The organism is Saprospira grandis (genome assembly GCF_027594745.1).
Lineage (GTDB): Bacteria > Bacteroidota > Bacteroidia > Chitinophagales > Saprospiraceae > Saprospira > Saprospira grandis.
In genome coordinates this window covers 1,481,808-1,506,432 of the sequence record NZ_CP110854.1, presented here as the reverse complement: position 1 = coordinate 1,506,432, position 24,625 = coordinate 1,481,808, and the positions used below count along the sequence as shown (strand labels likewise).

The window sequence follows — 24,625 nt, the reverse complement described above, 5'->3', positions numbered from 1 at the left end:
TTTAGGGGGCTTTTGGTATATTAGTTGAAACCATAGCGACCGAAATACCAGATTTAAATGACTTCATCGAATAAGCTAATATGAAACAACTACTCATTTTTTGTTTGACGATATTATTTGTCCCGCAGATACTTTCGGCACAGGTTCCGGAAGTACCTAAAAAGAAATTTACCTATGTAGAGGATCGGGACTACTTATATGACTATGACTTAAGGGGAAACACTATTATTCCCTATCGGGCCAAATTGCGGGGGGCGCATTATGACAGTCCCTTAGAGCATGGGCAAGCTGTATTTGAAATCACGGGGACCAAGGTCACGATTAGTGAAAAGATTCGGTTTTCGACAGCGGGCATAGATGCGGCGCCTAATAAAGAGCCTGTGACCATGCACATTCATAAAACGGAATCAAAGGCATTTGGCTTTGTGATGACCTTGATTGACTTGCGGAATCCGGAGATCCAGGGGTTTATACAGTTTCATTGTGATCGTGGTCGTTTGGTGAAACTACATTATCAGGAGGAGCCGACTAGTTCGGAGCATATTTATTATATAGCGCCTACTCCAGATTATCAGTTGGACCGAGACCGTTTATATTTTACCCAATTGGGCGATGTTAGTTTGGTAGATGAGGAGCAGTTGTATAAGCAGAAAGTGGTGCCATTTTCTACCTTAGAACTGAAGTACGATCATTTGGAATTCAAGCGGATTTACGCCAAAGACTTGGTGAGCATTGAATTTGAGGAAGTGATTATCCCTAAGGGGAAGCGTCGGAAGAAGCGGGAGCAGTTCATTAAGATCAGTGACAGCAGAAACAAGGCAAACCCCAAGCAGGTCTTTAAGATCAAGAAAAACAAGCGTGCGCGTTTCTTTGATCCGATTAAGGCGAAAGAGGTGCCGGCTCGTATACTAAAGGTAGTTAATGAGGTCACCTCTAAAGAGTCAGAAATCTTTTTGGTAGAGGGCTCGAACCAAACCTTAAAATATATTGTAATTGGTAATATGCGTTATTTACTACGCTCTAAATAAAAGAATTATGCCTTTGGCCTTTGGCTGAAGGCTTTTTTTATGGGGCGGCTTGAACTTCTGTGGCTAGCCCTTTTATTGATTAGCTAAACAACTTAGATTGCATTCATAGAAATCTGTAGCGGATTTCATTAAAACTTCCTCCTATTATGGAACTCGTTAGTGATGTAAAACTTTTTTCTGGGCAAAATTCTCGTTATCTGGCCGAGCGGATTGTAGACTACTATGGTCAGCCTTTGGGAGACATGAGTATTGAGCGTTTTTCGGATGGAGAATTTCAGGCAAACATCAAAGAATCGGTTCGTGGTGCCTATGTATTTTTCATTCAGTCTACTTTTGCGCCTACAGAAAACCTCATGGAATTGCTTTTAATGATTGATGCGGCCAAGCGGGCTTCTGCTGGTTACATCACGGCTGTAATTCCATATTTTGGTTTTGCCCGACAGGATCGCAAGGACAAGCCGAGGGTAGCTATTGGGGCCAAGTTGGTGGCTAATTTACTCATGGCGGCTGGGGCCAATCGGATTATGACCATGGACCTACATGCCGATCAGATTCAGGGATTTTTTGATATTCCCGTAGACCACCTAAAGAGTGAGGGGATCTTCTTTGAGTATTTGGAAGACCTAGACACCTCTAACCTCATTTTTGCTTCTCCGGATGTGGGCAGTACCAAAAGAGCGAGAGTCTATGCGCAGCATTTTGATTGTGGGCTAGTCATTTGCGACAAATACCGCAAAAAGGCCAATGAAATTGCCGAGATGACCGTAATTGGAGATGTAGAAGGCAAGGATGTTATTTTGGTTGATGACATTATTGATACGGCAGGGACCTTATGCACAGCGGCCCAGGCCTTAATAGACAAGGGGGCGCGTTCGGTGCGGGCGGTTTGTACGCATGCGGTACTTTCTGGCCCAGCTTATGAGCGCCTAGAAAAGTCAGTTTTGACCGAATTGGTGGTTTCGGATACGATTCCACTGAAAGAAAAGAGTGAAAAAATCAAGGTAGTATCTACGGCTAAGTTATTTTCTCGGGCCATCAGGAACACCCATGAGCATCGTTCTATTTCGGCACTTTTTGTAGAAAAGCGAAAATCAACTTATAGTAAATAGAATTTGGGGCTGCTGAAAAGTGGCCCTTTTTTTTGGTCTAGAACGACCGAAGGGAGTGGCCTAGCGATGTGCAGCAGTGGCCCAAAGGGCCAGACCCAGCCGCCGAAGGCGGCGCAGGGCCGAGCGAATAGCGAGCTGCGAAACGTAGCGCCTGCCGAAGGCAGGAGGCCCAAAAAACAGCAGCGAGCTGCGACAACCAGCCTCGAAGAGGCGCCAGTTCGATGACCAACGGGAATAAACGACAACAAGCCCTTTAGGGCGCAGTTCGACGACCAAAGGGAGTAACCGCCGCAAGGCGAAGCCGCCGCGGAGGCCCCAAAAGCAGTATAGACATTAAAAAAAACAAAAAAGCCTTTAGAACCTTCTGAAGATCAGGGATTCTTTCTTTATTGGAAGTAGTAAATCAGTTAATGGAATGAATCGATCGTCTATTATAGGAATTGTTGGGGTGATGAGCATTGCTCTTTTGGGGATCTTTGGCGTACAAGTCTATTCGATCCAGCGGGCGATTATGCTCAATGCCGAGCTTTTTGACAATAATATTCATGCGGCTTTGGAGCATGTGGTGTCTAAATTGGAGCAGGCCGATATTAAGCGGATGGCGGAAATGTACGACCTCCCTAAACTATCGGAAGGGCAAGATTTGGGGCGGGATCTGCGGACCTTGGCTGAGGTAGAGGCCATACACACCTCTTTGATTTACCAGGATACCAACAATCAGGCGGTTTCTGTAGACACCTTTGAGGTGGAGGGCGTTGGGCGTTTGCAAACGGTATTTTTTAGCCGAGAGAAGAGGAGTCGAAGCTGGAAAAAAGGGGGGGGGCAAGCCTTTATGACCCAATTTAAGACCTATTTTACCCACCATAGTTTGGTCCAAAATATTCCTTTGACGGATCGTTTGGATTGGTCTAAGCTCAACCGATTGATTGAAATTGAGCTGAGCAAAAAAGGAGTAGAGGGCCCCTATGCCTATGGCGTTTATGATGTGCGGGCCGACAGCTTTTTGCGCCTGAACCCCATTTGCAAAAAGGCCGAGCAGAAAGCCTATCTGAAGAAAGAAGACTTTAAATATATGGCGAGTTTGTACCCTTCTTTGGAGGAGGAAACGGCTCGGATCTATATTGATTTTCCCTATAAGCAGTATCATATTTGGCAGAGCTTATTGGCCAATATTATTCTGACCATCTTTTTTACGGGAATTGTGAGTTTTATCTTTTATTATACAATTCATATTATCTTGAAACAAAAGAAGTTGTCTGAAATGAAGAGCGACTTTTTGAGTAATATGACGCATGAATTTAAGACGCCTATTGCCACTATTTCATTGGCCACCGATGCCGTGCGCAACTTTGTGAAAATGGGCAAGGTGGATAAGGCCGAGCGCTTTATCCATATTATTAAGGAAGAAAATGAGCGGATGAACTCGCAGGTGGGTAAGGTCTTGCAGATGGCGAGAATAGACAAAAAAGAGTTCTCTTTAAATATGGAAATCATTGATGCTCACCAGATTATGCGAGATGCGGCTGAGAAGATCATGCTGCAATTGGCCCAAAAAGATGGGCAGGTAGAGCTGGACTTACAGGCTAGCCTGCATGAACTAGAAGCCGATGAAACGCATTTTACTAATGTGATTCACAATTTGCTGGATAATGCCAATAAATACTCTCCTGAAAAACCGCATATTATTTTGCATAGCCGCGATGCTTCTGGCGGAATCAAAATTACGGTAGAAGATCATGGTTTGGGCATTTCTAAGGAGGCTCGCCGACATATTTTTGATAAATTTTATCGGGTGCCCACAGGCGATATTCACGATATTAAGGGCTTTGGTTTGGGCCTTAGTTATGTGAAAGCCATTGTGACGGCCCATGCTGGACATATTGAGGTGAAAAGTGAAGAGGGCAAGGGGAGCAAGTTTACGCTTTTCTTTCCCTATAAACACCAAGAGGATTAAAGCGGCCAAATGTTAAAATTTGGTACATTTTATGCAACCGTTCAAGCAATCGATGAAGAGCAGTAACCCTAAAAAATAAGAGACTCTATGACTGATAACAATAAAATCCTACTGGTAGAGGATGACCGCAACTTTGGCGATGTATTATCTTCTTACCTAGAAATGAATGACTTTGATGTCGTTTTGGCTACAGACGGCGAACAAGGGCTCGAAAAATTTAAGGAAGGGCAGTATGACCTTTGCATCTTTGATGTGATGATGCCTAAAAAAGATGGCCTTTCTTTGGCCAAGGATGTCCGACAACTGGACCAAGAGATTCCGATTATCTTCCTCACGGCCAAAACCATGAAGGAGGATGTCATCAAGGGATTTAAGGCTGGGGCCGATGATTATATCTCTAAGCCCTTTACCTCTGAGGAGTTGCTCTATCGCATTCAGGCGGTGCTCAAGCGCAGCCAAAGAAGTGAGCAGAAGGATCGCTCGGCCAAGGAGTTTGAGTTTGGCCGCTTCCATTTTGATTATCCCTTGCGCATTTTGACCTTCACGGCAGCCGATGGCAGTACGGCAGAGGACAAATTGTCACCCAAGGAGGCGGAGTTGCTCAAAATGTTCTGCGTTTATGTCAATGACGTTTTGCCCCGCTCGGTAGCCCTCAAAGAAATTTGGGGAGAGGACAACTACTTTACGGCCCGTTCTATGGATGTATTTGTGACTAAGTTGCGCAAATATCTCAAGCCCGATGAAAATATCGAGATTGTCAATATTCATGGCAATGGCTTTCAGTTGCGGGTACAGGCTGCAGAAAAGGCCTAGTCTCCAAATTGCTAAATTTAAGCTCTGTTTCTTAGAAGCAGGGCTTTTTTTATGGGGATCAGGGGCTGTCCCTGCGGCCTTCGGCCTTGGGTCGCTATGCTTCAGGGCTCGCAGGTCTGCTCGGCCCTTCGCTTTTTTCGCTTTGCTCAAAAAGCTCGGTCTGGCCTTCGGCCCCCCTTTCGCAGCGCTCATCCTTCTGGCTTGCAGCCAGTTGGGCCGAGCCTGCTCGGCTGGGCTATTTTTCTTTTTGCTCGGCTTGCTGCAATAGTCTATAGCGCTCAATAACAGCGCCCCCAAAAAGCGATAGCCCCGTATTGAAGCAGAGCAGGGCGGCCGTGCCCCAGCTTCCCCAGCTATAAAAGCTTTCGTTTTGGGCCTTGGCCATAATGGCTTCGCCTAAGAGCGAAAGCCCAAAACCTGTGAGTAAAAGACCAGAAATGGCCAGGATAAGCCAGCGTTTGTGACTTGGATTTCGTTTATTCATATACCCTATTTTAGAACTAATAGATATTTATTATGAAAACTAAATCGATTATTGCCCTAAGTTGTTTAGCTGTTTTTGTTTTGGCCTCTTGTGGAAGCCCCTATAAAAAGCGTCGCCGATGCAGAGGGAACGGAAGCTGGTATGGCAACAGAAACGTATCGCAGGCTCCAGCTGCCCAAGAAAGTAAAAGCTTAAAATTAAGCGATTATCAGGCAGCGGTAGAAGAAAAAGAAGAACTGCACTAAAGTGCTTTATAGCTGCTCTATTTAGAGCAGCTTTTTTTTTGGGGCCTGCCGCCTTCGGCGGCCGGGCCCTTGCGGGGCTCGCAGTTCTGCTCGGCCCTTCAGCCCTTCGGGCTTTGGTCTGGCCTGCGGCCAGCCCTACAGGCCCCTAGGCCGGTCTGCCCCGCGGCTCAGCTACAAGCCGCTTTGCGGCTTCAAGCTTCGCCGGCTTGCGCCAAGCGCGCCCGGACGGCGGCTGGCGGCGGCCACTTCCTGCTTTACACTTTACTTGATCCGCCCCTCAAAATATTTCATTTCAGTTTTGGGCTTTCCCTTGCGCCGCCCCCGCCTGGGGGCTGGGCTCCTTTGGCCTTGGGGGCCAAAGCGCCCAGCATGGCGTTCGTCGCTCCGCTCCTCACCCTCAAAAATAGGCAGTTGGCCCAAACTCCCCAAGGGATTCCCTTAAGGAATCCCGCAGAGGGGAGGGTGGGCGGGGATATCATCAGCAAATGAGGAGCGTAGCGACGAATACCACCCTTACAGCAGAAATTAAAGCGCATTAGCACAAGAAAATCCCAAATAGCCCTTATTTTAGGCCAAAAGCAGCTGGCCTAGCGATGTGCAGCAGTGGCCGTCAGGCCAGACCGAGCCGCTGAAAGCGGCGAAGGGCCGAGCAGACCTGCGAGCTGCGAAACGTAGCGCCCGCCGAAGGCGGGAGGCCCCAAAACAGCAGCGAGCTGCGACAACGACAACAAGGCCTTTAGGCCGTCTTCGACGACCAAAGGGAGTAACCGCCCGCCGAAGACGGACAACAAGGCTACAAGCCGCAGTTCGACGACTGCACCAAAAAAACAACAACAAAATGAAATACAGCAACCGACTCCAAAAAGAAAGCAGCCCCTACCTACAACAACATGCCCACAACCCCGTCGACTGGTACCCCTGGGGCCAAGAAGCCCTAGACAAAGCCAAAGCCGAAAACAAAATGATCCTCCTCAGCATCGGCTACTCTACCTGCCATTGGTGCCATGTCATGGAAAAAGAATCCTTTGAAGACCCTAGGGTAGGGGAGTTCATGAACCAGCATTTTGTCAGCATCAAAGTGGACCGAGAAGAACGACCCGATTTGGACCATATCTACATGGAGGCTGTCCAATTAGTGACTGGCGGACAAGGCGGCTGGCCCCTCAACTGCTTTTTGCTCCCCAACGGCCGCCCCTTCTTTGGGGGCACCTACTTCCCGCCCCGCCGAATGCAAAACCGAAACTCCTGGATGGAAGTGCTCGGCAACCTCAGCAAGGTCTGGCAAGAACAACCCCAAACCATTATCGACCAAGCCGATAAACTCTACAACTTCTTGCAAAAAGGAGAAGACAAAATGACCGAGGGCATCGACTTTGGCCAAAATGGCGACTCGCCATTTAAGGCCAGCGACTGGAACTACTGTCTGGACCAACTGGCCGATAATTTTGACGAACAAGCTGGCGGCTTTGGCCACTCCCCAAAGTTTCCCTCCGTCATGTCTTTGCGCTACCTGCTCAATAGCTACTACTACGAAAAGGACCAAAAAGCTATGCAGCAGCTCCAATTCTCTCTAGATGCCATGATTTACGGCGGCATTTATGACCAATTGGGCGGTGGTTTTGCCCGCTATACCGTAGACCGCTACTGGAAAATTCCGCATTTTGAAAAAATGCTTTATGATAATGCCCTGCTCATTGGCCTCTTGGCCGATAGCTATAAACTGACCCAAAAACCACTCTACGCCCAAACCATTGCCGAATGCTGGAACTGGCTGCAGAGCGAAATGCAAAGCCCAAAAGGAACCTACTACTCGGCCCTAGATGCCGATTCTGAAGGCGAAGAAGGAAAGTTTTATGTCTGGAACTGGGAAGAACTGCAAAGGGCCCTCGCCAATTGGCCCCAACCCTGGAAACAAATCTTTTTAGACTTCTATGATGCCTCTCCGGCCGGAAACTGGGAGGGCAAAATCATCTTGCGCCGCCCCCAAAGTCTGGCCGGCTTTGCCCAAAGCCGCAAGCTAGATCCCGAAGAACTGCAACAAGAATTAGATAAAATTAAGGCACATTTGCTTGGCCTCAGAGCCCAGCGCATCCGCCCCGGCCGAGATGAGAAAATTATCCTCTCTTGGAATGCCCTTTTGGCCAGCGCCTTACTCAAAGCCTATCAGGCCATCCGCTTGCCCGAATATAAAAAGGCGGCTTTTGGCATTTTGGAGCAAATAGAAAAGCGCCTGCAAAATGAAAAAGGACAATTACTACATAGTTATGCTGGAGACAAAATTGCTCCACAACTCGCCTTTTCTGACGATTACGCCTTTTTGATAGAAGCCCATCTTTTGGCCTATGAAGTCAGCTTTGAGGAAAAGCATCTGCAGCGGGCCGACCAATTGATGCAAGCCTGCATAGCCGACCATTCGGCAGAAGCAGGCCTCTTTTATTATAGCTCTGCGCAACAGACTGATATTTTGTACCGCAAAAAAGACCTCTACGATAGCGCAACCCCCTCTGGAAACTCAAGCCTGATGCACAACTTAGAGCAGCTAGGCATCCTCCTAGATAAGGCCGAATATAGAGAACGAGCCGCCCAAATGGCCGCGGCTATGCGCAAAAGTATCCGCAAATATCCTCAGTCCTTTGGCCGATGGGCCAACTTTTTATTTAAGATTTTATACCCCACTAAAGAACTGGCTATTGTTGGCCCAGAGTTTGCTAACTGGGCCGCGGAAATGCAAAGTCACTTTGCCCCCAACCTGATCTACGCCGCTACCGAAAAGAGCTCTACGCTCCCCCTGCTAGCAGGAAGAGAACAAGCGGATGGCCAAAGCAAAATCTTCCTCTGTGAAAATTATGCCTGCCAACTGCCTGTAGATAGCGTAGAGGAAGTTTGGACTAAGATCAAAAATAAATAGACGAAGGACCTATTTTTTGCCCAAAAAATAGTGGTCTAAATCCTTAGTAATTAGCGTTTTTTGAACGATTGTTAAAAAAATGTAAAAAAAAGAAAAAAGACTTGCTTTTATGGGGTAAAGGCCCCTACATTTGCACTGTAATTCATGGCGCTCTTAAATTTTAAAGAGGAGGACGAGCCCTCTTAAGAGCAATCCAGATATTTACTAATGCAGTCAAACATTTCCCTAATGTTTAGCTGTTCATTTTTAAACCTTAATTTTCATTATGAAAAAACTGACGATTTTTTTGATGGCGGTTTTGTTCGCAGCTGTAGCTAACGCTCAGGTAGAACAAGTAGCCAGCAAGAATGGTCTAGACGTAATGCCCGAAGCTGGCCAGTTCGCTATTGGCTTTGATGCTGCCCCCTTCTTGGGTTATGTCGGTGACTTCTTCAACAACACAAGCAACAACAACTTGTCTGCTACTTATGTAGACAACAACTCGGGCTTGCAGTTGTACGGTAAGTATTTCCTTTCGGAAAGCCAAGCTATCCGTGGTCGCCTCCGCCTAAACCAAAACACTGTTCAACAAGTAAACCGTGTAATGATGGACGGTCAAAACCAGACCAACATCGAGGTAGAAGATGAGCGAGTATCTAACACTTTCACTGTAGAATTGGGTGGTGGTCTAGAATGGCGCCGCAGCAAAGGCCGTATCGTTGGTGTTTATGGTGCTGAGGCTAATATCGGTATGAGCACTTCTGGCTCTACTTATACTTACGGTAACGAAATGTCTGTAGATAACCAACTTCCTACTACGACAACTAACTTTAACTCAGGTGCTAGCAGCCGTCAAGCTGACCGTCTAGTTTCTGCAAGAGGTGCTAACAGCTTCTCTATCGGAGCTCGTGGTTTCGCTGGTGTTGAGTACTTCGTTGCTCCCCAAATCTCTTTGGGCGCTGAGTTCTACCTAGGTATTGCTTACAGAGGTACTAACCGCTCACAAGTAGTTACAGAAGAGTTTAACCCCGCTACTCAAGAGGTGGTTGAAATCACTGATGTAGATGCTGGTACTTTGACTAACTTCGGTATCAATACTGCCGATTACGGAGGAGCTATCAACTTGATGTTCCACTTCTAATCTGAACCCAAGGTTCATTTTATATTTCCCTTTTATATTCTTATTTTAATAATTACCACTTAATTATATAAGCTATGAAAAATCTAGCAGTTGTAACTTTCATCTTGGCTGTATTCGCCTTCTCTATCACTTCTTGTAAGAAAGTTGATGATCCTCAGACCGTAACTGTAATGGAAAATGCAGGTATGGCTACTATCTCTGGTATTGTTTACGCTCCCGTAAATGACACTACTTCTGCCGATACTTACGCTCCTAGCGGAACTGAGCTTATCGTTCGCGTTGATCCCGACGATTTCCCTAACGTTTCTGTTTTGAACAACGGTTCTGAGTACATGTACTACACAACTACTGTAGGCGCTAACGGTACTTACTCTATCGAAGTACCTGCTCCTAAAACTGCAGCTTCTGTACGCATCTATCCTCAAGATTTCCGCGCTAACTACATCGACGGTGCTGGTGATACTGAAAACGCTGAGTTCTACTACAGCGGTGCTTACCTAACTGTTTCTGTTTTCGAAGGTGCTAACGTTATCCAAGACTTTGGTTTCGCTCGTTACTAGAAAATAGTCTTCTTTTAGAAGAAACGGCTGTTTAGCCAAAATATAAAGCCCGATCAGTACGCTGATCGGGCTTTTTCTGTTTTAAATTGGCCAAAATGATTACTGCTCTTCTCCCTTGGGCAGCAAACGGGCCAATAGCTCTCTACGGGCCTCTAGTTGGGCCGTCGCAATAGCTATATTCTCTTTTAATTCCCGATATTGCTGACGAAGAACCTGGTGCTGCAGCCATAAAGCATCATATTCCGCTTTCGGCACCCGCTCCAAATTGGCCAGCCGCTCCTCTTCCTTCCATTTCAAAAAGGTCTTGCGGCTAATCCGATACTTCTGGCAAATCTCATTCAAACTAAGACCCGCTTCCCGCTCCGCCAAAGCCTGCTGTTTTTGTTCTCTAGAAAATTGTCTCATCTCATTGCTTTTTTGCTGTCTGCAACAAAGCTAAGAACTTAGCAACAATTCTCTGTTTTTCTGCTTCTTTTTTGGGGCTGCCCCGCCCTGCGGGCGGGTCGGGCTGTGTCGCAGCTCGCTGTTCGCTCGGCCCTGCGTTTTTTCGCTACGCTCAAAAACTAGGTCTGGCCTGCGGCCACTGCTATCCATCCCTCAGCCGAAGCGGCTGGCCTTTCGGCCAGCCTAAATAGCGGTATCGCTTCGCGAAGATAAAGCAATAAAGCCCCCGCTGCCGCCTAGTCCATCCAAAAGATCTTGGCCTTTCCATCTACAAAGTCGTAATAGGAGTCGTTGGGCCCACTGCCATCAAAAAAACAAACCCATTTTCCTTTGGCTTCATCATAAACAATTTCAGTACAGCTATAGTAGTAGCCAGTTCCCTGCCACTCAAACTGAAAGGCTAAATTGAGAATCAACTGCTCGTAATTTTCTCGATAGTTGTTGACCTGTACCAAAGGCATGATTTCCTCAACCTTGTCCTTAAATTGATAGAGACTACCCAGCGCTAGGGCTACTGCTTCAGATTGCGTAAGTTTGTTCATAATTCTAATTTTTTAATGGATAAAGTTAAGAAAGTGAAACTAATACTTACTCTACTGCTCCTGTTTATTGGCAGCTCAAGCCCCCTTTGGGCCCAAGATTGCTTCAGCCAAACCCAAGCAGAACAGCTCTTAGGCCTACTCTCAGAACATGAACAGGTTTTCTGGCTCGAAGAAGCTGGATATGTAGAGGTGTCACTAGATGAAATCAACTATCAATTTGATGCTAGCTGTGGATTTACTTTTTACCTTATTGGCCAAAATAAAAAAGGCCAGCCCTTTAGCCGCCCCCTAATCGCCAAAAAGTTATACCTTAAGCAAAATGGACAAAGCCATAACCTCAGCTACTGGCTTAGCCAAAAAGAAAGCAATAGCGGCAATTACCTCATCTGCAATAGCAAAAATGCCTATACCTACCATAAAGGATATTGCCGAGGCCTCAATCGCTGTACCCACGGCATCAGCCGCATCTCAGAAGCCAAAGCCAGAGCCCTAGGGCGAAGAAGGTGTAAGTTCTGTTGGTAGGGGAGGGGCTGTTAAATGAAAAAAATAAGACTCATGGAAAAAAAGGTACTGATAATTACAGCCTGCTGTCTACTAGTTTTGTTATTCAGTTGCTCAGTAGATAAAAAAGAAAGTAAAAAGCGGGAAGTCACTCTAGCTCCCGCAGCTGCTCCTCCTAAAACAGCAAGCTGGAGTAAAAAAATGGATGGCTACTGGCTTTTGAGTAACTATTTTGATGGGGTTTTGGAAACAAAGTCTATTGATAAATACAGAAGAATGAGAATGTTTAAGCAGGCCATAATTCTAAAAGTAGAAAATGATAGCCTGATTCATATAGGAAGTTTAGGTGGTTCGTACCATAAAAAAATCCCTCTCATTCATAATTATGATAGCCTAGCTATTCTAGAAAGAGCTTATGTATTGCAATACGACTCCACTCAGGATAAAATATTTATACATGAGAAGCAGATAGAAGGTAGATCGAATGAAGGTATCGATTATTCTTTTAGACGGCTTAAAGAAAAGGAGTCCAGACTTATAGAAGGGATAAAAGAGCTGCATGAAGAGCAGTGGCCTGATTTTTCATCTAATATTACGTCTTTTCTAGTCGATAGCTTACTCCTAGGCGCTTATGTCCCTATTGGAAATAATAAGATGAGTGATACGCTTTTTCTGCAGAAAAAGAGAGGCAAAAAGTATGGGCTCAAAGGCTTTAAAGGTTATAACTCCTTTTACATGGAGAATGGCTTTGGCACACATCATCCTTATCGGCCCCATAATGGGATTAGTTTTGACGACACATTAAGTCATGAATTTGAAATATTTAGCTGGGAGTGGATTAGAGACGAACTTGTCTTTGTGAAGATGGTGCCAGGGGGACATGAAAACTATGTACAGGATAGACGTTTTATTTATAGATATAAACGAGCTAAATAATCCCCCCCCCAAAAAAAAAGCAGATGCTCTCGCATCTGCTTTTTTTCTTCCACCGTCGAGACGACTGGATTCGAACCAGTGACCCCTACCCTGTCAAGGTAGTGCTCTAAACCAACTGAGCTACGCCCCGATATATATCCGCTCTTTTCTCTGAGCGGATACAAATGTAAAGCAGGACCCGCTTTTTTCCAAAACTCTAGCCCGCTTTTTTTCTTCTTTTTTAATTTTCGGCCAAGGCATCTAGCTCCAACCGAAGGTTGTCTATAATAAAACGCTGACGCTGAGGGGTGTTTTTCCCCATATAATAACTAAGCAGCTGCTCCAAATCCGTAGAAGCAGATAAACGCACCGGCTCTAAGCGAATGTCATCCCCAATGAATTGCTTGAATTCATCCGGCGAGATTTCTCCCAATCCCTTAAATCGAGTGACCTCCACATCTCTGCCCAGTTTTTTCATGGCCGCCTGCTTTTCTTCTTCCGAATAACAATAGAAGGTCTTTTTCTTGTTGCGCACCCGAAATAAAGGCGTCTCCAAGATGTATAAATGCCCATTAGAAACCAATTCCGGGAAAAATTGCAAGAAAAAGGTCAATAACAATAAACGAATGTGCATCCCATCCACATCGGCATCGGTGGCAATGATGACCTTGTTGTAACGCAATTCATCCAAACCGTCCTCTATGTTTAAGGCATGCTGCAGTAAGTTGAATTCATCATTCTGATAGACCACTTTCTTGGTCAAACGATAACAGTTCAATGGCTTTCCGCGCAAAGAGAATACCGCCTGGGTCTGCACATCCCTAGATTTGGTAATGGACCCACTAGCCGAGTCTCCCTCAGTAATGAAGATCATGCTGTCTTGCGCCCGCTTGTGCTTGCTGTTATAATGCGCCCGACAATCCCGCAGCTTTTTGTTGTGCAAACTGGCCTTTTTGGCCTTGCTGTTCGCTAACTTCCGAATGCCAGCAATCTCTTTGCGCTCCCGCTCCGATTGAATGATGCGCTTTTGTAAGGATTTAGCTACCTCCGGGTTCTTATGCAGGTAGTTGTCTAGCTTATGCCGCAAAAAATCCGCAACAAAGCTGTTCATAGATGGCCCATCTGGCGCCACATGCGTAGATCCCAATTTGGTTTTGGTCTGCGACTCAAATACTGGCTCCATCACCCGAACCGATACCGCCGCCACAATGGCCGTCCGTATGTCCGTGGCATCATAGCTTTTGCCATAAAAGTCTCGAATGGTCTTGACCAAGGCGCTCCGAAAAGCATTCAAATGCGTCCCGCCCTGCGTGGTGTTCTGCCCATTCACAAAACTGACGTATTGCTCCCCATAGTTGTTCCCATGAGAAAAAGCAATCTCTATGTCTTCGCCCATCAAATGCACTATCGGATAACGCAGTTTCTCCACATCTACCCGATTACTCAAAAGATCAAATAGACCGTTTTTAGAGTAGTAACGCTGCCCATTCAAGTAAATACTCAAGCCCCGATTGAGATATACATAATCCCAGATTCGGTCCTCAATGTATTCCAAATTGAATTTATATTGCTTGAAGATATTCCCATCAGGCACAAATTCTACATAAGTACCATTGGGCTCCTCTGTGGCCTCTTCCCATTCTTTGGTCAGCTCTCCAGTCGCAAATTCCGCAATTTTGGTCCTGCCTTCCCGAAAAGCCTGCACCTTAAAGTAAGAAGATAAGGCATTGACCGCCTTGGTCCCCACACCATTCAAGCCCACAGATTTCTGAAATACCCGAGAGTCATATTTTCCCCCCGTATTGATCTTCGATACACAATCTACCACTTTACCCAAGGGAATCCCCCGACCGTAATCCCGAATAGAAACCCGACCATCGCCCATGACCTTGACCTCAATCTTCTTTCCAGCCCCCATCATGAACTCATCCAAAGAGTTGTCTAAAACCTCCTTGACCAATACATATATACCATCGTCAGGGCTGTTTCCATTCCCCAATTTTCCAATGTACATCCCAGGCCGCATCCGTATGTGCTCTTTCCAATCCAAAGAGCGGATCGCCTGCTCATCATATTTTACTTGTTTTGCCATTTTCGCTTAATTTCCACAAAATTAAAATTCTTCCCCGAGTTTTGCAGGCTTTTTTGCCTTTCCTCCTCCAAGATGTTTTGGGGCCTCCCGCAGCAAGCTGCGGGCGCTACGCTTTAGGGCTCGCAGGTCTGCTCGGCCCTTCGCCAGCGAAGCTGGCTCGGTCTGGCGCTGTGCGCCACCCTGTCGCATCGCTAGGCCTTTGGCCTTCGGCCATTTGGCGGCTTAAAAGCCGCTGAACTAGCCACTCCCTCCCCCAAGCCACTCCCCAAAAGGATAAAGGATCCAGATCGCTAGCAGATCGCGAAGCGAAGCCCTTATTTTCAGTGGGGGAATCCCCACTTTTATCGGCTGAGGGATGGATAGCAGTGGCCCAAAGGGCCAGACCAAAGGCAGGCAAAGCCTGCCTGCAGGGCCGAGCAGACCTGCGAGCTGCGACACAGCCCGACCCGACCGTAGGGAGGGGCAGCCCCTAAAAATAAAACAAATAATTGTAAGTTTCAACTGTAACTTAAAACAAAAAGGTATAGCTTTGCTTAAAGCCGCAAAAAGAACCAAGAGTTATATAAAGTTTCTTATCTTAGATTTAGAATTAGCAAATAGCGCTCTGCTCCCCATTTTATGCAAGTCTTAAGGCTTTTTTAAATCCCTATTAGTTAAGTCTTTAAGGATAGCTTATTTGCTTCGTCATTATTTATCTATCAAACTGTTATTTCGTGGATTTAATCGAATCGAAATCAAAGAAGAGTGAACAGCGCCACCCCTGGGAGTTGGCCCGTTATGAAGTGATGCGCTCTTTGCTCAAGAAGACCTTTAAGGGCCAAATGCCTAAACAAATTTGGGATGTGGGCTGCGGCGATACCTACTTTGTAGAACGTCTGGCCGGAGAGCTGCCCCAATCACAACTAAAAGCAATTGATATTGCCTTTACGCCCGAATTGCTGGCCCATTATCGGGCAGAAATGTCGCAACCCAATGTGGAAATCTTTAAGGCCGTAGACGATATTCAAGGCGTACAACAGGTGGACCTCATTTACCTGATGGATGTGATCGAACATATTGAGGATGACCTAGGCTTTCTGCAGTGGCTCCAAAGTTTTCCCGCTATCAATGAGAAAACCTATTTCTTTATTACGGTCCCCGCTTTCCAATCGCTCTTTTGCTCGCACGACCGATATTTACTGCATTACCGCAGGTACGATAACCAAAGTTTGCGCGAAACAGTAGAAAAAGTAGGCCTAGAGGTACATGATATTGGCTACTTTTTTAGCTCTCTGCTCTTGCCCCGCCAATTGCAGGTCTGGAAGGAGAATAAACAAGCCCAAAAAGGCGAATTGGAAGATACTACCGGCCTAGTCGAATGGTCTGCAGGCAATTTTAAAACCCAACTGATTAAGAATGTCTTGCTAGCCGATTACCGCTTTGGCCAGTTTTTTAAAAGTATGGGCCTTAAACTACCCGGCCTCTCAAATTATGTAATATGCTCTCCCAAAGCTGCCTCATTGTAGTTCCCTGTTACAACGAGGCCGAACGCCTGGCCTTGGATGAGTTTCGAGCTGCTCTGGCCCGCTGGCCTAATCTGCAGTTCCTTTTTGTCAATGATGGAAGCCAAGATGATACTTGGAGTATACTCTCTACTTTTGCCCAAGAAGAAGAAGGAGCCCTGGCCCTCGATCTGCCCAAAAATGGCGGCAAAGCTGAGGCGGTCCGACAAGGCATGCTCGAAGCGCTGCTGCTCTCAGAGGCCCAATATATTGGCTTTTTTGATGCCGACTTAGCCACGCCTTTATCCGAAATTGAATGCCTGGCCCAAGGCCTAGAAAGAAACCCCAACCGATGGATCGCCGCCGGCTCTAGGGTGCGCCGATTGGGCAGCCAAATTGAACGAAAACCTATGCGCCATTATCTCGGACGCATTTTCGCTACGGTGGTGTCAATTCTTCTCGGTATCTCGATCTATGATAGCCAATGTGGCGCTAAGCTGTTCCGCCGCCAAGCCGTGGAAACTCTCTTTGAGGACCTGTTCATCTCTGCTTGGTTCTTTGATGTAGAACTCTTTGCCCGCCTGATTACTAAAGGCCCTAAGCTCCCCATCGATGAGCTGGCCTACGAACAACCCCTGAGAAAATGGAAAGAGGTGGGCGGCTCTAAAATTAAAGCGACGACCTTTCTGAAAGCCCCCTGGGAGCTTTTCCGAATCTATAGACACTATTTTAAATAGGAAAAGGCTGTTGGATATACTCCAACAGCCTTTTGTTTTTAGTAGCTCCAACGAGCCAAAGGAACGGTATCCTGCTGTACAAAATCGCCCGCCAAATACTGATAATAGGCAGTGATCCCAATCATGCCCGCATTATCGGTGCAGTACTGAAAGTCGGGAATATAAGTGGCCCAGCCCATTTTTTGCCCCGCCTCGGCTAGGGCCTGCCGCAAGGCAGAATTGGCCGAGACGCCCCCGGCTATTGCCACTTCTTTGATGCCGGTCTGCTTGACCGCTTTCTTCAATTTATTCATCAAGATGCTCACAATCCGCTCTTGAACCGAAGCCACTAGGTTGATTCGCTCTTCTTCCAAAAACTGAGGGTTTTCTCTGAGCTTTTTCTGAATGAACTGCAAAACATTGGTCTTTAGTCCACTAAAGCTAAAGTTTAGGCCCTCTACCCGAGGCTCCGTAAACTGATAAATGGCCCGGCCCTCCTTGGCCAATTGGTCAATTTTGGGCCCTGCAGGATACCCCAAGCCCAGTATTTTCCCAATTTTATCAAAGGCTTCTCCGGCCGCATCATCTATGCTTTCGCCTAAAATGTTCATGCTTAAAGGCGCCCGAACTTCTACGATCTGAGTATGCCCACCCGATACGGTCAAGCATAAAAAGGGAAATTTAGGCTGGGGGGCATCAATCAAATGGGCCATCACATGGGCCTGCACATGGTTCACGGCAATCAAGGGAATGTCTAGGGCCAATGCCAAACCCTTGGCAAAAGATACCCCCACCAAAAGGGCACCCATCAGCCCAGGCCCCCGAGTAAAAGCCACCGCCGATAGCTGCTCCTGAACAATACCCGCCTCTTTTAATGCCGCCTGTACGACCGGCACAATATGCGCCTGATGCGCCCTAGAGGCCAATTCGGGCACCACCCCTCCATAAGCTTCATGCACGCTTTGGCTGGCTCTACAATTGGAGAGTACTTTGGGGCCTTGCATGACCGCCGCGGCCGTATCATCGCAAGAAGATTCTATAGCTAATATATAAGGTAGTGACATGCTCGCTTTGTTTTGTGATCTGTCTGCAAAATTAAGAACTTTAAAGGAATCTGTAGCGCTTTTTTGATTTTTTGGGGCCTCCGCCTCGCTGCGCTCGTCGGCGCTACGTTTCGCAGCTCGCTATTCGCTCGGCCCTGCGGCGGCTTTGCCGCCTTGGTCTGGCGCTTTGCGCCACTGCTGCACATCGCTAGGCCTTTGGCCTTCGGCCAAGGCGGCTTCGCCGCCTGCTATCTGTAGTCTGCAGCTTAAAAGCCGCAGCCAGATAAGTACCCAATAAGCTAGCGCTTTAGCTTCCCATGGCCTGCAGCTTAAAAGCCGCAGGACCTGAAAACCGAAGGGCTTCGCCCATCTCCAATGAAGCAGGGGCTTTTAAGCTCCTGCGGCGAGAAATATCAAGGCCCCTTGGATTGGCTGCGGCCTTTAGGCTGCAGGATATTTGGCCCAAAAATACAAGCGTCTTCCATATTTCGATGCTAAGCGCCTATCTCTAAACTGTAGTAGGGTCGGTCCAGAAAAAAAAGATAGGACATTATAGATACGCCCGGAGGGATTTGTAAACTGCAAATTAGCTCTGGCGTCACGCCAGAGACGTTTTGCAACTGCAGATTAGCTCTGGCGTCACGCCAGAGACGTTTTGCAACTGCAGATTAGCTCTGGCGTCACGCCAGAGACGTTTTGCAACTGCAGATTAGCTCTGGCGTCACGCCAGAGGCATTTTGCAACTGCAGATTAGCTCCGGCGTCAGGCCCAAGGCGTTTTGCAACTGCAGATTAAGGCTGAACAACTGTTTCTTCCCATTCTGCAACTGCAAAGAAACAAAATGGGGCCATTTGGACTGTATTTGCATTATCCGCAGGGGGCTAAACTAGCGTTTAGCTGTTGCCTTGGACCAAGCAGGGCCTAAAGCGATTCCCTAGGCGCATCAAGCAGGAATTTGCCCTAAAAGGGCTAAAGGATTTTACAAAGGGCCTTTCCCAGAGCAGAAAAGGGCCGAAGGCCCGCGGCTGAGGGATGGATAGGGGGGCGGCGAAGCCGCAGACCCAGCTTTTGAGCGCAGCGAAAAAGCGCAGGGCCGAGCAGACCTGCGAGCCCCGACCCAGCCCGACCCGCCCAAAGGGCGGGGCAGCCCCTAAAAAAAATAAAAAAAACTTAAGAAGCGAGAACAAACTATGCCCTAGGGAATTCGTCTACGTATAAAAGGTAGTCAAGCAGAGATTAAGGTCCTGTCTTTTAAAAGGAGATCCTTATATTTGCATAAAATTTAGTTAGCCATCGCAAAATCCCAGAGGAATCCCGATACTCCGCAGGTACAGCCCTCCCCAGTAGCCGTAGCGCCAGCTTGGCGTTCTTTGCTGAGAAAGCTGTGGACACTAGGCAGTCGTCTAGTGAATGGGACCGTCATCTTAGTATTTTTGCTTTGGATGTTATTTAAGATTCCGGCGGTACAAAATGCTTTGGCCGATTGGATGGCGGATTACCTATCGGAGGAATTGGATTGTCGGGTAGAGATTGGGACCGTAGACATACAGCTATTTAATGAGGCGCACTTTGAGGATTTTTATGTAGAGGACCAGCATGGCGACACTCTTTTGTTTGCGCGTCGTTTGGATGCTTATTTGGATCTTTCGGCCTTGGTGCGTCGGCGATTGATTGTGGAGGAAGTGCATTTGGCCAAGGGGCAATTTTACTATCATCGGCCCAAAGGGGAGCGGCAATATAATTTGCAATTTATCCTCTATTATTTGGCGGGCAACAAAAAGAAGAAAAAGAAAAAGCGCAAGCCGCCTATTGCCCTAGATATTCGGAAAGTTCAGTTAGACAGCATAGACTTTCATATGTTGGATGAGATAGCGGGCAGTTCGGTCAAGGTATTTGCGCCTAATGGGCGCTTGTATGCCCAGAACAGTGATTTGATTACTCAGCTAGTAGATTGCGATTCTCTTTTTCTGGATTCGGCCAAAGTGGCCATACGGATTTTTGAGGGCAGCCCCATGCCAGCAGATCCCAATCCCAATGACAGCTCTACCTATGTGCAGCCCAAATGGACCGTATATGCGGACAAGCTGCGGTTCAATCATTTTGAGTTTAGCTTATTGAATGAGCGGCTTGGGGCTCGGCCAGAGCTGCCCTTAGACTTTTCTGATTTGCAGATTGATCCGGCCAACTTCTTTTTAGATGATTTGAGTTTGCGCAATGACAGTTTGCAGGCGCAGGTCTTGCAATTATCGGCCAAAGAAGCCCGAGGCTTTCAGCTAGATAGTTTGCGGGGGGAGCTGATGGTTTGTCCGACGGGCTCGCATCTAAAAAACTTTAAACTACAGACCCCGAATTCGGTATTGGGGCATGAGTTAATCTTCCATTACCCAGAATTTCCTGCCTTTTATGACTTTGTGCATCAGGTAGATATGCGGGCCAAGGGGCGGAATGCCGTAGTTTTGTTTCGGGATGTCATGACCTTTGCGCCTACCTTATATAAGATCCCATTATTTGAGCAAAACAAAGGGCGTTGGATCAGGGGAGATTTTGATTTTGAGGGGCCAGTAGAGCACTTCTTTGTGCGCAATGCCAACTTAGATATAGAGCAAACCCATTTTGAGGGCCAACTAGAATTTAAGCCCTTTGAGCAATACATGCGGATGGAGCCGGCTGATTTGCAAACCCATACCGATGACATCTTCTCTATATTCAGTTTTTTATCCTTGCCTAAGCAAATGCAGGCCTTAGCGGCCATGAGTTTTCAGGGAAGTTATGAAGGAAACTTTAATGGGGCCTTTGTGGCCAATGGGCAGCTCATGAGTAGCTTAGGGCAGCTCAATGCGGCCCTAAAAATGGACTTGTCTGCAGGTTTGGAGCGGGCGAGCTATGATGGCGAACTACAGTTTAAGAACTTCAATTTGGGCCAGCTCATCAATCTTGAGGAGCTCAGCTCCTTGGATGCTGATTTTAACCTAAAGGGGAGTGGGACCAGCTTGAACAGCATGGACGCTAAAATCAATAAGGCCAATATCAATCGGATGGTTTATAAAAACTATCCCTATGACACCATCCGTTTAGAGGGGATGCTAGAGCCCTATGCTTTTGCGGGACTTTTGGCTTCTCAGGATCCCAACTTTGATTTGGACCTCTATTGCTCGGCTAATTTGAAAGACAGTTTGCCTAAAATTGAACTCTTTGGGCAGATTCAGCTCATTGACTTTTACAAAACCAAATTGCTCAAGGACACCTTTCGTTTGGGCATAGAGCGGATTAAGATACAGACAGAGGGGAATAAACTAGACAACTTCTCTGGGGACATTAGTCTGGAAGACATTGGTATAGATAGAAGCTGGGGGCAATACTATTTGCCAGAAATCAAGCTGCAAGCAGGCGATAGCCTGCTGCTGGGCCAAGATAGTTTGGGCCAAGAAAAAATAGACAGCAGTAGATACCTACGGTTTAGAAGCAACTTTGGGCAAGTCGATCTCTTAGGCAACTATGATGAGGTCAATCTGCCTAAGTCTCTTTATGCCTTTGTGCAAAACAACTACCCCAACTATCTGCGCAACTTCAATTTGGCAAAGGCCAAAGACTCCTTGGCCCTGCAAGAACTAAGAGACAGCATGACAGTAGACAGCAGTCTGTTCAGCTTGCCCGATCAGGAAGTGCATTTAAGCGTATGGGTCAATGACAGCAACCACCTCCTACAGCTATTGCATCCAAACCTAGAGGCTTTAGAAGGTTTAAGTTTGCAATTGGACTATGATAGTCCGGCTGATTCTTTTTATCTAAATGGAGAATTGGGGCGTTTTCGTTGGGCTGGTTTTGAGATGCAGGAAAACAGCTTATTTGCTCGGGGGCGAGACAGCAGCTTTGAGATTCAGACAGGCTTGCAATACATGCAGCTCAATGATACGGCTAAGTTGCCCACGCCCAAGGTTCGTTTGCGAGGGAAGGGGGATACGATAGACTATAACATTCAACTAAGAGAGGTGGCCAAATTGGCATCTGATGTAGAGTTAAACGGTCGTTTGACCTTTGAGGAAAAAGCCTTGCAATCGAGTTTGAATAACTCGGGTTTGACCTTATTGGACAAAAGCTGGCAGGTAGATGGCAGCAACTACATTCGCTTTGACTTTGGGCAGCAGACCTTAGATGTATCCAATTTAGTACTGCAAGATAGTGCTGCTTATCAACGATTGGCGGTAGAAAGCTATGGCAACAAGGGCCTAAAGGCCAATTTGGCCCATATAGATGTAGCTTGGCTATATGATTTGGTCCGCATCAATCTCTTTGATTTGGCGGGGGAGCTGGATGCAGAAATCAGAATCAAAGATGTCTTTAAGCAAGAGGGCTTATTGGCTGATTTTGACTTTCGGAAATTTCATGTCAATGGAGACAATTGGGAAAACCTGCATCTGAGGATAGGGTCGGATAACCTAAAAAGTCCATTGACAGGTTATTTAGAGCATGCAGGGCCTTTGGTAGACAGCATCAATGCGGACTTTAGTTTTTTGCCAGCCTTTGCGACAGAAGATGAGGAGAAGAAAAATGACCTAGAAGTAAATTTTGCCCTTAAAAACGCCAAGGGGCGGATCTTAGAGTATTTCATGGCGGGTATTGTAGAAAATACAACGGGCTTGGCCTCTGCGCGGGGGACAATTAAGCAGGAGAAAGGTGATTTGACTCTATCTGGAGTGGCCGATATAGAAGATTTGGCCACCTCTGTCATCTTCTTGAACAGCCGCTATCGCATGCCCAAGGGGCGGCTCTTATTGGGGAATAAAGGCCTATACTTTGCGCCTAGATTAAAGATATTGGGCCGAGATGCCGACTGTGCCAGCTGTTTGCCCATACGGATCAGCGAGGCGGCGGTCTATTATATTTCGGGTGGGGTCCCTATTATTGACCAAGAGGGGAATACCGGTTATTTGGGTGGAGGCATTACGCATCAAAAGCTCAATAAATGGGGGATAGACATGGACATTGTCTTTGACAACAACCTCAGTTTGAATACAGGGCCAGGCAGTGATATGCCCTTTTATGGAAAGGTCTATGGAACGGGGATCGCTAGTTTCTCGGGCTTATTTACCAATATGAGTCTAAAAGTAGAAGCGGCCACCAACAAGGGCCGAAACAATGAAAAGAGTAAACTCTTTTTGCCTTTGATGGACCCGGTAGAAATCACGCAGGCGGTAGACTTTTTGACCTTTGTGGACAAGAAAGCGCAGGCTAATCCCGATTCATTGGAAGAGCAGGAAGAAAAGGCTGTAAGCAGTAGTGGGGGAATAGATATTGAGATGGACATACATGCTACGCCTGATGGCATAGCCCGCATCATCATTGATGAAAAGGCGGGAGATATTATTGAGGGTAGGGGAGAGGGCGACCTTCAGATCCGTTATAGTCGAACGGGGGAATTGGACCTGCGGGGCTTGTATACGATTACTGCTGGAGACTATTTATTTACCTACCGGAACCTCATCAATAAAAAATTTGAGGTAGAAAAAGGCGGGACCATACGCTGGTCGGGAGATCCTTATAATGCGGACATTAACATGAAGGCCAAGTATAAGCAATCATCTAGGTTGTACAACCTTCTACTATCTTATCAGGAAGAATTGCAAAATGCGACCATTCGCTCGGCGGCCAACAAGCCTGTAGATGTGCAGGTGAACATGTACATGACCGGCTCTTTGATGAAGCCCGATATTAAATTTGGTTTAGAGCTCAATGAAACGGTAGAGGGGCGAGTGGGTACCTTGGCCAAGCTAGCCTTGCGGGCGATTCAGCAAGATGAAAACAAATTGAATCGTCAGGTCTTTGGGTTGATTGCCCTCAATCAGTTTTTGCCAGAGGAAAACTCTGGGGCCAATGTGAATTTGGCGGCCTCTAGCTTTAATACCTTGAGTGAATTGGTCACGCAGCAGTTTTCGCGGCAGATCAACAGCTTGTTATCGGAGGTGGTAGAAGATGTAGATGTCATTTCTAGTGTAGACTTTGACTTTGATTATCGTTTGCAGGAAAACCAATTGGATAATAACAGCACGGCGGGTTCTCAGCTTAATGTGCAACTGGACCAATACTACTTTAAGGACAAGTTGCGGGTGAGCATTGGGACCAATGTAGACTTTAACAATGAGCAAAACCTAAATGGCTCGAACAGCAACTACATTGGAGGCGACTTTATGGTGGAGTACTCGGTCAGTAAGTCGGGCAACCTCAAAGTGCGGGTATACAACCGCAGCGAAACCAGCCTTTTTGGTCCAAGAGTGCGTACGGGAGTGGGCCTATCCTACAACCGAGAATTTGATTCCTTTGAGCAACTATTTCAGGAAATCAAGAGCAACATTCAGAAAAAAACGGCGGCCCGAAAAGCCAAGAAAGCCAAGAAAAAGAAAGCGCAAGAAGATAGAATGCTGGGCCCATCATAGGGCCGAAGCCGAATGCCAAAAGCAGGGCTGCAGGATGAGCGGCCACAACAAGCCCTTTAGGGGGCAGTTCGACGACCGAAGGGAGTAACCGATGTGCAAGGCTGGGCCGAAGCCGAGCGCCAAAAGCAGGGCCGCAGGATGAGCGGCCACAACAAGCCCTTTAGGGTGCAGTTCGACGACCGAAGGGAGTAACCGATGTGCAAGGCTGGGCCGAAGCCGAGCGCCAAAAGCAGGGCCGC

The 24,625-nt window shown here is 47.0% G+C and carries 18 protein-coding genes and 1 tRNA gene; 13 read left to right on the top strand and 6 right to left on the bottom strand.

Annotated elements, in window-relative coordinates:
• Positions 1-80: 80 nt before the first annotated feature.
• The 4 genes from OP864_RS05935 (at position 81) to OP864_RS05920 (ending at position 4,904) form a co-directional block, all read left to right on the top strand.
• Complete coding sequence (locus tag OP864_RS05935; RefSeq protein WP_270100354.1) at positions 81-1,028, top strand: hypothetical protein; 948 nt, start codon at positions 81-83, stop codon at positions 1,026-1,028.
• A gap of 146 nt (positions 1,029-1,174) precedes the next feature.
• Positions 1,175-2,137, top strand: coding sequence for a ribose-phosphate pyrophosphokinase (locus OP864_RS05930; RefSeq protein ID WP_270100353.1), 963 nt, complete (start codon positions 1,175-1,177; stop codon positions 2,135-2,137).
• Between the two features lie 415 nt (positions 2,138-2,552).
• Positions 2,553-4,091 carry a sensor histidine kinase gene (locus OP864_RS05925; RefSeq protein WP_270100352.1) on the top strand — a complete coding sequence of 513 codons (1,539 nt, stop codon included), beginning with the start codon at positions 2,553-2,555 and terminating at the stop codon, positions 4,089-4,091.
• A gap of 87 nt (positions 4,092-4,178) precedes the next feature.
• On the top strand, positions 4,179-4,904 hold the full coding sequence (locus OP864_RS05920; protein WP_270100351.1) for a response regulator transcription factor: 726 nt from the start codon (positions 4,179-4,181) through the stop codon (positions 4,902-4,904).
• Positions 4,905-5,139: 235 nt separating this feature from the next.
• Here the strand turns inward: OP864_RS05920 and OP864_RS05915 are convergent, their stop codons facing one another.
• Entirely contained in the window at positions 5,140-5,388 is a 249-nt protein-coding gene (locus OP864_RS05915) for a hypothetical protein (RefSeq protein WP_270100350.1), read from the bottom strand.
• Positions 5,389-5,420: 32 nt separating this feature from the next.
• Between OP864_RS05915 and OP864_RS05910 the strand changes: the two genes are divergently transcribed.
• The 4 genes from OP864_RS05910 to OP864_RS05895 all read left to right on the top strand — a co-directional run bounded on the left by OP864_RS05910 (position 5,421) and on the right by OP864_RS05895 (position 10,221).
• Positions 5,421-5,633 (top strand): hypothetical protein, encoded by a 213-nt coding sequence (locus tag OP864_RS05910; protein WP_270100349.1) that lies wholly within the window; start codon positions 5,421-5,423, stop codon positions 5,631-5,633.
• An 838-nt stretch (positions 5,634-6,471) separates the two neighbouring features.
• Positions 6,472-8,541: a thioredoxin domain-containing protein gene (locus tag OP864_RS05905; RefSeq protein WP_270100348.1), complete on the top strand. Its 2,070-nt coding sequence runs from the start codon at positions 6,472-6,474 to the stop codon at positions 8,539-8,541.
• A gap of 265 nt (positions 8,542-8,806) precedes the next feature.
• A complete protein-coding gene (locus OP864_RS05900) occupies positions 8,807-9,661 on the top strand; it encodes a hypothetical protein (RefSeq protein ID WP_270100347.1) in 855 nt (284 codons plus the stop codon).
• A 74-nt stretch (positions 9,662-9,735) separates the two neighbouring features.
• Positions 9,736-10,221 carry a hypothetical protein gene (locus OP864_RS05895; protein WP_270100346.1) on the top strand — a complete coding sequence of 162 codons (486 nt, stop codon included), beginning with the start codon at positions 9,736-9,738 and terminating at the stop codon, positions 10,219-10,221.
• A gap of 99 nt (positions 10,222-10,320) precedes the next feature.
• Here the strand turns inward: OP864_RS05895 and OP864_RS05890 are convergent, their stop codons facing one another.
• Entirely contained in the window at positions 10,321-10,626 is a 306-nt protein-coding gene (locus OP864_RS05890; RefSeq protein ID WP_270100345.1) for a transposase, read from the bottom strand.
• Positions 10,627-10,901: 275 nt separating this feature from the next.
• Entirely contained in the window at positions 10,902-11,207 is a 306-nt protein-coding gene (locus OP864_RS05885; RefSeq protein WP_270100344.1) for a hypothetical protein, read from the bottom strand.
• 15 nt (positions 11,208-11,222) lie between these two features.
• On the opposite strand from OP864_RS05885, the gene OP864_RS05880 reads away from it, so the two are divergent.
• Both OP864_RS05880 and OP864_RS05875 read left to right on the top strand, forming a co-directional pair.
• Positions 11,223-11,729, top strand: a complete 507-nt coding sequence (locus OP864_RS05880) for a hypothetical protein (RefSeq protein ID WP_270100343.1) — start codon at positions 11,223-11,225, stop codon at positions 11,727-11,729.
• 33 nt (positions 11,730-11,762) lie between these two features.
• The gene (locus OP864_RS05875; RefSeq protein WP_270100342.1) at positions 11,763-12,644 is read left to right on the top strand and encodes a hypothetical protein; all 882 of its coding nucleotides are present in this window, start codon (positions 11,763-11,765) and stop codon (positions 12,642-12,644) included.
• A gap of 55 nt (positions 12,645-12,699) precedes the next feature.
• Here the strand turns inward: OP864_RS05875 and OP864_RS05870 are convergent.
• Together OP864_RS05870 and OP864_RS05865 are read right to left on the bottom strand one after the other, a co-directional pair.
• Positions 12,700-12,774, bottom strand: a tRNA-Val gene (locus tag OP864_RS05870).
• A gap of 90 nt (positions 12,775-12,864) precedes the next feature.
• Complete coding sequence (locus OP864_RS05865) at positions 12,865-14,715, bottom strand: DNA topoisomerase IV subunit B (RefSeq protein WP_270100341.1); 1,851 nt, start codon at positions 14,713-14,715, stop codon at positions 12,865-12,867.
• Positions 14,716-15,428: 713 nt separating this feature from the next.
• Between OP864_RS05865 and OP864_RS05860 the strand changes: the two genes are divergently transcribed.
• Positions 15,429-16,220 carry a class I SAM-dependent methyltransferase gene (locus OP864_RS05860; protein ID WP_270100340.1) on the top strand — a complete coding sequence of 264 codons (792 nt, stop codon included), beginning with the start codon at positions 15,429-15,431 and terminating at the stop codon, positions 16,218-16,220.
• Positions 16,193-16,933 carry a dolichyl-phosphate beta-glucosyltransferase gene (locus OP864_RS05855; protein ID WP_270100339.1) on the top strand — a complete coding sequence of 247 codons (741 nt, stop codon included), beginning with the start codon at positions 16,193-16,195 and terminating at the stop codon, positions 16,931-16,933. Before OP864_RS05860 ends, OP864_RS05855 begins: the two co-directional genes overlap by 28 nt.
• A 38-nt stretch (positions 16,934-16,971) precedes the next feature.
• Here OP864_RS05855 and tsaD read toward each other — a convergent pair whose 3' ends face one another.
• Positions 16,972-17,976: a tRNA (adenosine(37)-N6)-threonylcarbamoyltransferase complex transferase subunit TsaD gene (gene tsaD, locus OP864_RS05850; RefSeq protein WP_270100338.1), complete on the bottom strand. Its 1,005-nt coding sequence runs from the start codon at positions 17,974-17,976 to the stop codon at positions 16,972-16,974.
• Between the two features lie 1,349 nt (positions 17,977-19,325).
• Here tsaD and OP864_RS05845 point away from each other — a divergent pair.
• Positions 19,326-24,386 carry a translocation/assembly module TamB domain-containing protein gene (locus tag OP864_RS05845; RefSeq protein WP_270100337.1) on the top strand — a complete coding sequence of 1,687 codons (5,061 nt, stop codon included), beginning with the start codon at positions 19,326-19,328 and terminating at the stop codon, positions 24,384-24,386.
• Positions 24,387-24,625 lie beyond the last annotated feature (239 nt).